Here is a 12434-nt window from a genome sequence, read left to right as displayed (position 1 = left end):
AACTATAACAGCTTATCAATTTGGCAAGCTATTGTCAACAAGGAATTTCATTTAATGAATAAATATTCATCCTCAATACATTCCCATAAATTGGCAACTCAATGAGTTTACCAACTCAGCTAGTCGATGTCAAACAGTTTTTAAATGTCCGACGCGATTGCCTTAACAACAATAGCTATCTTACCAGCTGAATTGACCAACGTCAACAGGTTTCTGTGGGCTGCATCGAAATTTTCAGTTTCCGAAAAAGCACGCGAAAAGTCCCAATAGTATGAATATTCATGAATCAAAAGCCGAACTTTGACCTAAAATTCAGTTCTGCCATTCGGAAAAAGAAAAAAGCACCCAATGCTGGGTGCTTTCTCACGCCTCAAGGTCGTCTAAATAATTGGAGACCCATCCTAGCAAGGCTTCAGCAATCGGGGCAAAGCCTTGTTGCACTTTCCGATTGGTCCAATAATGCTTGCGAGTCCGTTTGGACGACAACTCAATACTCGTATCTAAAGCGCGCAGCGAAAGACTGATTTTCTGCGTGTACTCATCAATATCCAAAATCATAACCCGCAGCACTTGCCCCACCTTAAACAGGTGACTGATATCTTTAACAAACCCGTGTTGGCATTCTGAAATGTGGATCAGCCCTTGCGTCTTGTCATCAAGAAGCACAAAGACACCATAGGGTTGAATACCGGTAACCTTACCGGTAATCACATCACCGATTCGATATTCCATGCCGCCACTTCATTTCATTAGTTTACAGCAAATAGTATACCGTACTTTAAATGAAGTACCAACTTTTCTTACACAGCTTAGTCGGCGTTTTCAACCGTAATGGATTCTACCAAGACAGATTCCACAGGCTTATCAGCGCCATCGGTTTTCACCTGGCTAATCGCATCCAAAACGTTCATCCCGCTGATGACCTGGCCAAATACGGTATGACGTTGGTCTAACCATGGTGTACCACCATTTTGATAGGCATCAATAATCTCTTGTGGATAGCCCGCATCTGGCATTTGATCTAGCATGTCTTGGCGAATATGTTCATTAGACACGATAAAGAACTGGCTGCCATTTGTGTTAGGACCGGCGTTAGCCATTGATAATGCCCCCCGAATGTTGAACAGTTCAGGCGAGAATTCATCTTCGAAGCTTTCACCCCAAATACTTTCGCCGCCCATCCCGGTACCAGTTGGATCGCCGCCTTGGATCATGAAGTCAGGAATAATCCGGTGGAAAACTTGCCCATCGTAGTAGCCCTTCTTAATCAAACCAATGAAGTTCTCAACTGTTTTTGGCGCTTGTTTTGGAAACAAAGCCACTTTAATCGTACCTAAAGAAGTCGTGATTGTGGCGATTGGTCCTGCATAATCCTTTAAATCAAGTTGTGGTAAGCTCATTGGAATCTTCCTTTCGTGGAACGCATTATGTGTGGATATGATACGCGTTTTTTCTATAAAATGCTACGTCTATTGGTCGCCTCTCTAAAATGTGTTAGTGTAGTGCTGTTACTTTACGAAAAAGAGGAATAACCAAATGGATTCGACGCACATGTATGAAATTACCGTCATCGGTGGAGGCCCAGTCGGCATGTTTGCTGCCTTCTATGCTGGTCTACGCTCAGCCGATGTCTTATTAATAGAAAGTTTGAGTGAATTGGGTGGTCAGCCCTTCAACCTGTACCCTGCTAAAGTGCTCTATGATATTGCCGGCTACCCGGCCATCAACGGGACCGAGTTGACGGCCAAATTAATCGAACAGAGTGCGCACTTTGAGCCGACGATTCAGACCGCCACCACGGTGACCCAAATCGAAACAGTCGAGGGCGGTTATCGCCTGACGAGTGATCAGGGTGATTTTCTCACCAAAACTGTCATTATTGCGACTGGCGGGGGCGCCTTTCTGCCACGTAAACTGGCTGTCGACTATGATGAGCGTATGGATGGTCACCAGGTCAACTATTTTGTTCGCGACCTCGAGAACTATCGGGACTTAGATGTTGCCATCGCGGGTGGCGGAGATTCCGCGATTGATTGGGCATTGACTTTAGCCCCAATTGCCAAATCAGTTCACTTAATTCATCGCCGCAACGAATTTCGGGCCTTGGAGTCTAGCGTGGCGACTTTGAATGCCAGCACAGTGGTCCAACACACCCCGTTTCTCATTAATGCCATCCAACCAGAAGGGCCTCTGGTCACGTTGAACCTTAAAGAGGTCCGCGGCGATGCCAATGTGGAATTGACTGTGGATAAATTGCTTGTCAATTATGGCTTCATGAGTGACAACAAACAACTGAAGCAATGGGACTTGACGTTAGACCGTAATTTAATCGCCGTTGATTCGCAGATGCAAACCAGTCGCGCTGGTATCTACGCCATTGGTGACGCAGTCAATTACCCCGGGAAATTACAACTCATTGCCAGTGGTTTTGGCGAAGCGCCAACAGCAGTGAATGATGCGCTCAGTTATTTGTATCCTGATCGGCGGGCCGCATTACACAGTTCGCAACTTTATCACTAGGAGGAGAAAGAATGAGTCACGAGGACAAGTTGTATCAACATACCATTGACCTGTTGCAAGAACGCGGCGTGGCCTTACCCGCAATTGGAGAGCTCGTCATGTTTCTGCAATCCAAGTTCATTCCGACATTAACAATAGAAGAAGCCACGAAAAACGTCGAAATTGTTTTGCGTAAGCGGGAAGTCCAGAATGCCGTGATGACTGGCATCGCCTTAGACAAGGCGGCCGAAAAGCATCAACTTGAATCACCTTTACAAGAAATCATCGAAGTCGATGAAGGCCTGTATGGGGTCGATGAAGTACTCGCCTTTTCGATTGTTAACGTCTACGGTTCAATTGGGTTTACCAACTACGGGTATATTGATCGGGTAAAGCCCGGGATTTTGGCCAAACTCAATGCTCATGAGCCCGGCATTATTCATACCTTCTTAGACGATATTGTTGGGGCGATTGCTGCTGCAGCCGCCAGCCGTTTGGCTCACTCCCATCCCGAAATCGAAGATGACATCTATTGAGATTTTGATAAACCAATCAAAAGCCGTCGCATCTCGACGGCTTTCCTTGTATACTTTAGGCCGTAGACTTTTCAGAAAGGAAGCCTCAAAAGCCCGCTTTTGAGCACCACACTATGACGCAACTAATTGATTTTATCTTGCACATTGATACCCACCTGGTCACTATCGTCAACAACTTTGGTGGCTGGACTTACTTAATTCTCTTCCTCATGATTTTCATTGAAACCGGAGTCGTTATCTTCCCATTCTTGCCTGGGGATTCATTATTGTTTGCTGCCAGCGCCTTGGCTGCCAACGCGGTTTATCATTTGAACATCTGGGTGCTCTTCATTGTTTTCCTTGCTGCCGCTGTCTTGGGTGACAGCTTGAACTATGAAATTGGGAAGCGCTTGGGTCTGGCCGCTTCTAACAGTGGCCGCTTTGGGCGCTTAATCAATCGCGAACGCTTAGGTCAAGCTGAGGCTTTCTTCAATAAGCACGGTGGGAAAACCATCGCCATTGCGCGATTCATCCCCTTCATCCGCACGTTTGCACCGTTTGTCTCTGGTGGTAGCAACATGCACTACGGCAAATTCATTCATTACAACTTCTTAGGGGGCTTCCTCTGGGTCACCCTGTGTTGCGTGACAGGATTCTTCTTTGGCAATCAGCCTTTTGTTAAATCACATTTCTCCTTTGTTGTGATTGCCATTGTCCTCATCTCCCTGGTTCCGATTGTAGTGACGACCATTATCAACCGCAAAAAATCGCATAAAAATACCCCTGAGACAGATTAGTTCTCAGAGGTAACTGAGCCTTGACCCTAATGGTCGAGGCTTTTTTATAATTCACCGTCAAGAAATTCGGCGTGCCCAGCATGGAAACTCCAGTCTTCGTCGGTATTAGTGACCAAATTAATCATTAAATCTTGCCGGTCTAACTTAAGGGCCTCGGCATAGCGATCACTAAGTAGTTGATAGAACTGGCGCTTCTGTGCGGCTGTCCGCGGTCTGGTCCGAATGCTCAGAACCACCCGGCGGTTCGACCGAGTGAATCCCAGTCCGGTATCGCCTAAGATTAACTCATTTGCAGGATGTTTTGACACAATCTGGTAACGATCACCTTGAGGCGCACCAAACGCAGTTAACGTGGTGTCATAAGCAATATCGAGCAGCGTTTGAATTTCAGCTGAAGTCCAAGCGTTCTCGACCAGGTGAAAATGTAATAATGGCATGACAGCCATGACCGCCTTTCTTAAACACTAATCGTGATGAAGAGTCCGTTGAATCCGGCCAATGCCTTGTTGTTCATCAGAAACTTCAACTTCAAAGTCGAATTTGTTAAAAATATGCTGCAATTTGGCGAAATTTTCTTTATCAAAGGAACTCAAGTTACCCTTGATCAATTCGATTTCAGAGCGGTTAGCCAAGTTAATCAAGGCTTTAAGCGCCAATTGAGCCAGGCCCAAATTCTGGAAGTCATAAAAGGCCAACCGGCTTTCGGAGCCGAGGGTTTCTAAGACCGTAATGTGCATGTGATTGTTCCACTTGTTGGTTTCAAAAAGAAGTTGTGCTTGATAGTCAGCCTTTGAATGCCCGTATTTATCGACATTGGCAAAAGGTGTATAGACATAGATTGAGTTGGTTTTTTGTTGTTGCTGGTCAAATTTAAAATCAGTATAGACAATATACTGGGTGACCGTTTCCGGCGTCTCAGACATTGGCTGATTCATACTGGACAGGACGGTGTACGCAGGATCTTTTTCAATCGCTGCTAACCGTTTAGCGTAAATCTCACTGTATTCGGTCTGCGAAGTCATTTTGAAACCCTCCAACTGTTAATTGATTTCATTATACCATTAAACGAGTTTTACGCTTGTGTAAACGGCAAAATTTGAAAAGAAAGCAATTATTCTCATCTTTAAAAATATCACTATTTTTTATTTTTCATTGACCAAGTGGCCGGCGGAAATACCATTCTGCAGACGCTGAATTCTGAGTCAAGCCAGCCGGTAATGGCACTTCAAATTGAAAGTCGAATTGATGTGCCAACAGCAATTGTTGTGACCGCGTATTATCTGGGAACACCCCGGCCCAAACGTCCACGACTTCGCGTTGTTGTAGTTGTGTTAACCCCAACTCAAGCGCTTGGCCCATGATGCCTTGGCCCCAATAAGCTTCAGCCAAAAAGAAACCAATTTCGCGAGAGGTGGCATCTGGTTGGCTGGGATCGACGCCCCGATCATAGGCGCCAAATTGCCCAACAACTTGATCATTAACAATCACCGCCCAAATTTCCGGATATCGCAAAGCGGTTTGAAATTGACTGATAATTTCTGAATCATTGAGTGGACCCAAGCCGGCAGGCGTCGCCACACGTGGATTTCTGACAATCGCTGCAAACTGATCAAAGTCTTCTGGTTGAAAATGTCGAATTAAAGTCATCATTGATTCCCTTCTAGGAGGTTATTATGTGGTTTCTATGGCCCTACATGCCCCAGGTGGTTCACGCCGAGGCAATTCGCGAATCATTTACGATTGAGTTTACCGTTCCCGATGCCAATGCACCAGTTGCTTCTGACTTTCCATCACTGGATTTTGGCCAGATCGACTTGGCCACACTGATCCATCAAACAGTCAATCTCCCGCTGGCCAAGCCGGAAACACTCCAGGTGCAAGCAGCACCCGACACGAGCTGGACTTTAGCAGTTGCATTTTCACAGGTACAAGATAGCAGCGGGCAGCCCCTAACGGATGCACAACTCACTTTAAGTGGCCCCGAGTTCTCGGCCTCACTCAGCCCCCAAACACCTATTGATCTTTGGTCAGGGGTCGGTGCTAAGACAACCCGCCTCACGGCCCAGACCCAGCTTCAGCTAAGCCAAAACGTGTGGGCTACAGCTGGTATTTACACTGCTCGCATGACCTGGCAACTCAAGATGATTCCCCATCCAGATGCGAAAAACCTGACGCCAGAGCAAAACTATTCTATATTAGAAGTAACAAAAGAAGATTAAGGAGTTTTCTCATGGCTAACGAAATTATTGATGAATCATTCAAAACTGCTTTCGACGATGCCGATGGTCAAGACGTCATCGCCTTTCTCACTGCAAGTAAAAAGGCATTCCAGTGCCTGACCGACTTGGTGACGCGCATGACGGCGATGTCCGACGGTGTGCGGTCTGAAAGTGTCAGCACCTTGTTGAACCAACAATTAGATCAGGTGACCTTCGCTGAAAGTGCGGTCCGCCAGTGGGAGCAAGATCTTCACAGTTTTGCCAGTTTTCTTGATCCCGACCGTCCGGCAATTAATGTTGTCGATAGTTGGGCCAACCTGAATCTATTCATTGAGGCTAATCAAGACTTGCTGTCAGTCCTGCAAGATGTCCCATTCTTAACCCAAGAGACGCAATTTCTGGTCACTGATCAAGAAGTGCTTGCCTATCCAGCAGCAGCGCTCTTCCGGATTGTTCAAGCCGAGACCGGTGAAGCTGACACTATTGATTTGAAAGGGATTGCTGCTAGTGATCCCAATGGGATTAACAAGATTGCTACCGCCCATCAACTCCACCCGGTGGTTGAGTTTCCCCGATAAATCTTGACTTTTCCTGGAATTTCGGTATGCTTATTAAGTTAATTTAAACTAAGTGAGGTGCATCAGTATGCGTGATCATATTATTCTCGCCAACGCTGAAACCGGTGAACGGATTTACCTAACTTCCAAGAACAAGCGTAACACGCCAGATCGTTTATCTTTGAAGAAGTATTCTCCAAAGTTGCGTAAGCGCGTTGTCTTTACAGAAGTTAAGTAATCAGCGTTTTACCCCGTCCGTGGACATTGTCCGCGGACTTTTTTTGTGCAAAAAATCATATCTCGTAGTAACCATCAATTTAAATCTTATTTTCCTTTTATATTAAGGCTTCTTATTATCGGATAACAACTAAAATTATATTTGCGTATAAATGAGGGGCTTGCCATAATGGGTTCAATTCGAGAAAGGAAGATTTTTATGCGAAAACGACTGTTGTTGTTGCTGCTGGTCTTCATTTTAGTCTTCTCGCTGCCGACAACCTTGCAAGCTGCTGACACGCCCCGATTAGGACTGCCGTCTGGCTATAGTTTTTTAGGCGGCGGGTTCTCGAATGAACCTGAAACTGAAATCACCATTCTCAGTGATCAAACTAAGGAACTTTCCGCCAAGGCAGATTTCGCTTTTATTTATGCCACATCACTCAAAGCCACCCGTTATACCTGGTATCGTTATTTGAGCGCCAATAACTCATGGCTCCCCGTCAAAATCGATGACCAGCAAGACTTCCCGGGCACAACGAAATATACCTTTGGACCGATGCCACCAGGCACGTATTACCTCCAGCTTGAGGCCGAGATGTTCGGGAAACTGCTCGGCATTCGCTGGTCAGATTACTTCTCCCGCGTGATTGTCATTCACGTCATTGCCAAACCACTCCCAGCAACCAAAGTGAGTGTGTCGCTCCCCCGAGAGTCATTGCTCCCCGGGATGACAACCCAAGCCGAAGCGCATTTAGAGCCAGCGGGTTCAACAAGCCAAATTACTTGGTCGATTAAGCCCGCTGATTTGGCTACCATTGACCCCAACACAGGGGCGATCACGACCTATCCAGATAAGACCGGCGTGGCAACAGTCACCGCAACGGCGAACGGTTTGAGCGATTCGAAACTTTTAGACATCGGCGGTCTCAGTAATCAAACCGTCAATCCTGGTCAAACTGCAACTTTTAGTGTCTCGGCCCGCCCAATCGGGCAATATACCTATCAATGGTATGAGATTGGGCCAAATGGTGCGCAAAAACTAATACCTGGGGTGACCGGACCAACACTACAAATTAAAACCAGCTCGAATCCTGATTTAACAACCAATCCCGACAATAATCGCCGTTTCAGAGCTCAAATCATCTTCAGCAATACCGAAGAAACCCTCCTGACGCGAATCGCCACACTCCATTTAGTGAATCCGGCTACCGGTCCCGTGCCTTGGCTACAAAGTGCCCCTAATTTCTCTGCCAGCGTCTCACTTGAGACTGTCCAAACTTTGGACAGTCGGGCGAATGCCACTCCCAATAGTGGGATATCAGTTATCGATATTGGGAGCGGTCCGGGGAATTGGTATTTGACTGCCACGATTGGACACCTAATGCTTGGCAGCCAGCGACTAGATGCGGTCCTCACTTTAAACTTGGCCTCACCAATCACGCTGCAGCCAGACGTCCAAACGCAAATTGCCACTCAAAAGCGCGGCACATCGTGGGACGTGCCACGTGAAGCTTTGAGTGCGTTCTTTAGGATTAAAAAAAGCCCTGAAGCCCGACTTGGGCAATATCAGGGTAGCATTACTTGGACATTGAACCTGGTCCCTCCGACATAAACTGACGAAATTCATCGGGCAAGGGTAAGTCAAACTCACGAGTCATTCCACTAAAAGGATCCGTAAAACTGAGGTAATAAGCTTGGAGTGCCTGTGTAGTCAACACAGTTGTCTCGCCACCATACAGCGTATCGCCCACCAGCGGATGACCAAGATGGGCGAAATGGGCCCGAATCTGGTGGGTCCTGCCGGTCAGTAATTTAATTTCCAGCAATGAAAACTCCGAATTCTCTGCAATGACGCGATACTGTGTTTGGGCCTGCTGGCCTTGCAATTGAACTTCCCGGTGAACACCGTCGACCGCCAACCCTAAAGGCAAGTCGATGATCCCTGATTGCTGGGTCAAGTGGCCGCTAATCACCGCTCGATAGCGCTTATCAATCGTCTGGTTGACGCCGAGTTGATCAAGCCGGCCTTGAGCAAAGCTGTGTTTAGCCACTAAGACCAGCCCAACGGTATCTCGATCCAACCGCGTAATTGCCGCCGGCTGGGGACCATCATAACCTTGAGTCACCAAGTAGCCTGCGGCCCGGTTCACCACACTGTCATCCGGTGAACTTGGACCCGGAACACTGGTAAGTCCTGCCGGCTTGTTAATGACGAGCCAATTATCATCTTCAAACACCACAGCTAACGCTTTGTGGCTCGGTTTCAGACCACTTTCTGCAGGCAAACTGAATTTGATTCTATCCCCTGCCTTTAGTGGGGCATTCCTAACTGGTTCACCATTGCGCCAAATGAGCCGCGCAGACGTGACTTTAGCAAACAACCGGTGACTGACACCTTGCATCGCCAAAAACTTTTTAACTGTGGTTGCAGCTGGAACGACATATTCAAACGAGAAAAGCATGGCATCTCCTTATTGTAATAATACTGAATTTTCATAAATTTATTTAAGATTGACTATTACTAAATCCGCCCCGTAGACTACAAGACAACGAAAGGAGCTTGCCATCAATGCGACGATTCTTATTATTGCTCACTATTTGGTTGGGATTTCTCCCTGCCACCACAGTTTCCGCCGCCCCCACCTACCAAGTGCCGTCAGGGAACGATTTTTTTGGCGGTGGCTTTAATGCCGAACCGCAGAGTCAAACGATCCTCTTGGGTCAAGGCGCAACTATCACGTTTAATAGTTGGCCAGGTGCCCTCATCATCAAAAAGAGCGTCACTTATACCCTTTGGCAGCAACAGGGGAGTGGTTGGCAAAGTATCTTGTCGCGGAAATATACCAAATTCGATACCGCAAGCTTCACCATGACACCTCAAGTCGCGGGAACCTATAATTTTCAAATTCAGGCGGATTGGGAGAATGTTATGAAAGGAACTTATTATTCCCAGGGCTTTTCAATCATCGTCACGCCTAGCATCATCCCACCCACTGCGATGAGTTTGAAACTGGCGCACGACACGATTTTACCTGGTGAATCAACCCGGGCTGATGTCGCTTTTGAGCCAGCCAATGCGACGGCCAGGGTGACGTGGTCAGTGGCGCCGGCGGGGATTGTCACAATTGACTCTGCAACCGGAATTATTACCAGCCAACCCAATAAAACGGGCCTCGTGACCATTACTGCGACGGCTGGCAAATTGTCAGCCAGCACGCAACTTCTCGTGGGCGGAGTCAAAGACCAAACAGTTGCCGCTGGTGATCCTGTCACTTTTGAGTTGAATGGATTGCATGACTCAGCAGATTATAGTTTTCAATGGTACGCCGTCGACCAAACTGGCAACAAAAAAGCTATTCCAGGCGCGACACATGCGCGTTATCAGTTTACCACGAATCCCGCACCAGATTTAAGCACCAATCCCGACCAGAATCGTCGCTTCCAAGTGGAACTCATTCCAAATGAGCGCTTCTCAGGTGCGGAACATGGCTGGTCCAACGTTGCTACGCTGTCATTGACTGCCCCACGCCCTGATCCTGGACCTAGCCTCAATTCAGTGCCGGAGATCACAACTGAACCAATCAACTTGGCCGCCGTCGTTTCCCAATCGGCCCAACTGCCTGTCACAGCCACAGCGCCATTGGCAATCACGGACCGTGGTCACGGGGCTGGGAGCTGGCAGTTATCCGCCCAGTTGTCCTCACTAGAAACAAAGGCCACCAAGCTGGAGGCAACTCTCAATCTGAACTTAGGCCCCAGTCAAGTCGAATTATCTGCCGGTGGCGATGCTGTTTCAATAGTTCAACGCCCCCGCGGCGAGACATTCAGCACGCTGTTAACCGGATCTGGATTAGCCATCAAACGTAACCCCTACGCGACCGCGGGTGACTACCAGGCCAAAATTAAATGGCTCCTCACCCTCACTCCCCCGGCTGAAAACTTGCAGCCAACCCAGAAAGTCGCTACAGTTAAAAGCGAGTCTGAATAAGGGGGATTCTCAATGGAACAAACAACAATTGTCTTTGATCAAGCCAATAATTTAGATGCCGATATTTATACACCCGCAGAGCCAAATGGTGCGGCTATTGTCTTTGTCCACGGTGGTGGCTGGTTGCGTGGTGATAAAGCCAATGAAACCGATATCGGCCAGTACTTTAGCGATCAAGGTTATCTCGTGGCGATTCCTAACTATCGCCTAGCACCGGCAGCACTTTTCCCAGCCGCTCAGACTGATTTGGATCAATTCGTGGCTTGGCTAGTCGCCAGTCCACTCAATTTTGATCGCAACCGCTTGGGTTTACTGGGTGCTAGTGTTGGCGGCACAATGGTGCTGACGAACAGCTTAACCACTAGTCTGCCAGCAGTATCCTGGTCGGGAATCCTTGACTTTGAGCGCTGGTTTGATGCCCATCAGGACGTGGAACCTGCTTTAGATGCCGCCAAAGAACTGGGGCTAACTGATCGTCATGCGATTAATGATTCTTTCTATAAATACTTCATTCAGAATTATCTTGGGGATCCCACACCTGAGGCGTTATCGACGGTCAATCCGGTTAATCTGATGACCGACAAGCTTGGCCCAACGTTACTGTTTAATTCTGCTGATGAGCTGACACCTTTAAGTGGACCCCTGGCTTTTGTCGAAGCCGCAGCACAATCGAATCGCGATGTGACGCTGCATGTTGTACCAGGGATTGGCCACGCTCGAGACTATACTGACTTCGCGTTGGCCTCAACACTCGCCTTCTTCAATCAAACACTAAACTAAGATACCAGCTCCCGGCTTAACAAAAGCATTCATTACATGGCTGATGTTCTTTCGCAGTGACTTTGCAGACCTGCATCCATGAATTGACCACTGGCACCATTAAAACCAAAGACTTTAAACACACGTTTAACCTTCAAGATGCTCGAGTTAGTGACGCTGTGGTTGCTAACGCTGTATTTTAAAACGCCGCCTTCTTGGGCGGCGTTTTTTTAGTCTTCAAAATGTAGGCCCAAACCAAAACTACTTAAGCCGGTCGGAATCAACCGGGTAATCAAGCCGCGAAGCTCAGACCTAGAGAAATTTGTCACCCCGGACATTTGAAGCCGGAGACCATTCAACATTGTCCCCAAAATAAAACTAGCCAGCAGGATAGCTTGGTCTTGATCGAGAGGATAAACCGTTTGCATGACTTCGCCATAATGCTGGACCAATCGAGTCTCCACTCGATTGGAAATGGAGCTGCCATTACCGTCTTTCAAAATAGCGAACGTATAGAAATCCCGATTGGAATCGAAGAAATCGGCTAGCACTTCAAGCATTAAGCCGCGTTGATGGGTGTATTCTTCAAGCGAGTGTGAGCGCAATCGGTTCTCCAAGTCAGCGGAAATATCTTCGACGTAGCTTTCTTCCAAGTCTTCAATCGTATCGTAGTGTAAGTAGAAGGTTTTGCGGTTAATCCCAGCTTTTGCGGTTAAATCGGACACGCGAATCCGTTTGCCATCGCTTGCTTGCAACAAACTTTCATACGCAGTTTTGATTGCTGCTTCAGTCCGTTGGGCCCGTTTATCAGTTGCCACAACAGTCACCTCCTGAAAATAATACCCACTTTTGCCTCAAGTGTGGCATAAGCAACACAGTGG

The 12434-nt window shown here is 47.4% G+C and carries 16 protein-coding genes; 9 read left to right on the top strand and 7 right to left on the bottom strand.

From position 1 onward, the window contains the following. Nucleotides 1-363: 363 nt before the first annotated feature. Entirely contained in the window at nt 364-732 is a 369-nt protein-coding gene (locus FC34_RS06165) for a CvfD/Ygs/GSP13 family RNA-binding post-transcriptional regulator (RefSeq protein ID WP_057894520.1), read from the bottom strand. A 77-nt stretch (nt 733-809) separates the two neighbouring features. Further along, nucleotides 810-1400 (bottom strand): peptidylprolyl isomerase, encoded by a 591-nt coding sequence (locus FC34_RS06160; protein WP_057894519.1) that lies wholly within the window; start codon nt 1398-1400, stop codon nt 810-812. A gap of 136 nt (nt 1401-1536) precedes the next feature. Here FC34_RS06160 and FC34_RS06155 point away from each other — a divergent pair, with 136 nt between their 5' ends. From FC34_RS06155 to FC34_RS06145, 3 genes are all read left to right on the top strand, one after another. Further along, nucleotides 1537-2520, top strand: a complete 984-nt coding sequence (locus tag FC34_RS06155; RefSeq protein WP_057894518.1) for an NAD(P)/FAD-dependent oxidoreductase — start codon at nt 1537-1539, stop codon at nt 2518-2520. A gap of 11 nt (nt 2521-2531) precedes the next feature. Then, complete coding sequence (locus FC34_RS06150; protein WP_057894517.1) at nt 2532-3035, top strand: phosphatidylglycerophosphatase A family protein; 504 nt, start codon at nt 2532-2534, stop codon at nt 3033-3035. A gap of 113 nt (nt 3036-3148) precedes the next feature. Beyond that, nucleotides 3149-3811 carry a VTT domain-containing protein gene (locus FC34_RS06145; RefSeq protein ID WP_057894516.1) on the top strand — a complete coding sequence of 221 codons (663 nt, stop codon included), beginning with the start codon at nt 3149-3151 and terminating at the stop codon, nt 3809-3811. Nucleotides 3812-3855: 44 nt separating this feature from the next. Here FC34_RS06145 and FC34_RS06140 read toward each other — a convergent pair whose 3' ends face one another. The 3 genes from FC34_RS06140 to FC34_RS06130 all read right to left on the bottom strand — a co-directional run bounded on the left by FC34_RS06140 (nt 3856) and on the right by FC34_RS06130 (nt 5461). Further along, nucleotides 3856-4248, bottom strand: a complete 393-nt coding sequence (locus FC34_RS06140) for a tautomerase family protein (protein ID WP_057894543.1) — start codon at nt 4246-4248, stop codon at nt 3856-3858. Between the two features lie 27 nt (nt 4249-4275). After that, nucleotides 4276-4833, bottom strand: a complete 558-nt coding sequence (locus FC34_RS06135; RefSeq protein WP_057894515.1) for a hypothetical protein — start codon at nt 4831-4833, stop codon at nt 4276-4278. Between the two features lie 127 nt (nt 4834-4960). After that, nucleotides 4961-5461 (bottom strand): GNAT family N-acetyltransferase, encoded by a 501-nt coding sequence (locus FC34_RS06130; RefSeq protein WP_057894514.1) that lies wholly within the window; start codon nt 5459-5461, stop codon nt 4961-4963. Nucleotides 5462-5484: 23 nt separating this feature from the next. On the opposite strand from FC34_RS06130, the gene FC34_RS06125 reads away from it, so the two are divergent. From FC34_RS06125 to FC34_RS06110, 4 genes are all read left to right on the top strand, one after another. Next, nucleotides 5485-6030, top strand: coding sequence for a WxL domain-containing protein (locus tag FC34_RS06125; protein WP_057894513.1), 546 nt, complete (start codon nt 5485-5487; stop codon nt 6028-6030). Between the two features lie 11 nt (nt 6031-6041). Beyond that, nucleotides 6042-6608, top strand: coding sequence for a hypothetical protein (locus FC34_RS06120; protein ID WP_057894512.1), 567 nt, complete (start codon nt 6042-6044; stop codon nt 6606-6608). Between the two features lie 67 nt (nt 6609-6675). Further along, nucleotides 6676-6825: a 50S ribosomal protein L33 gene (gene rpmG / locus FC34_RS06115; protein WP_054776967.1), complete on the top strand. Its 150-nt coding sequence runs from the start codon at nt 6676-6678 to the stop codon at nt 6823-6825. A gap of 198 nt (nt 6826-7023) precedes the next feature. Further along, nucleotides 7024-8418, top strand: a complete 1395-nt coding sequence (locus tag FC34_RS06110) for an Ig-like domain-containing protein (protein ID WP_057894511.1) — start codon at nt 7024-7026, stop codon at nt 8416-8418. On the opposite strand, the gene FC34_RS06105 is transcribed toward FC34_RS06110, so the two are convergent. Beyond that, nucleotides 8384-9268 carry an RluA family pseudouridine synthase gene (locus FC34_RS06105; RefSeq protein ID WP_057894510.1) on the bottom strand — a complete coding sequence of 295 codons (885 nt, stop codon included), beginning with the start codon at nt 9266-9268 and terminating at the stop codon, nt 8384-8386. The genes FC34_RS06110 and FC34_RS06105 overlap by 35 nt on opposite strands. A gap of 107 nt (nt 9269-9375) precedes the next feature. Between FC34_RS06105 and FC34_RS06100 the strand changes: the two genes are divergently transcribed. Beyond that, nucleotides 9376-10794 (top strand): Ig-like domain-containing protein, encoded by a 1419-nt coding sequence (locus tag FC34_RS06100; RefSeq protein WP_057894509.1) that lies wholly within the window; start codon nt 9376-9378, stop codon nt 10792-10794. Nucleotides 10795-10806: 12 nt separating this feature from the next. Continuing rightward, the gene (locus FC34_RS06095) at nt 10807-11574 is read left to right on the top strand and encodes an alpha/beta hydrolase family protein (protein ID WP_057894508.1); all 768 of its coding nucleotides are present in this window, start codon (nt 10807-10809) and stop codon (nt 11572-11574) included. 209 nt (nt 11575-11783) lie between these two features. On the opposite strand, the gene FC34_RS06090 is transcribed toward FC34_RS06095, so the two are convergent. After that, a complete protein-coding gene (locus FC34_RS06090) occupies nt 11784-12371 on the bottom strand; it encodes a TetR/AcrR family transcriptional regulator (protein ID WP_057894507.1) in 588 nt (195 codons plus the stop codon). Nucleotides 12372-12434: the final 63 nt, after the last annotated feature.

Source organism: Lacticaseibacillus brantae DSM 23927 (assembly GCF_001436115.1).
Lineage (GTDB): Bacteria > Bacillota > Bacilli > Lactobacillales > Lactobacillaceae > Lacticaseibacillus > Lacticaseibacillus brantae.
Note: the sequence above shows the minus strand (reverse complement) of the source record. Positions and strands in the feature narration are given on the sequence as shown.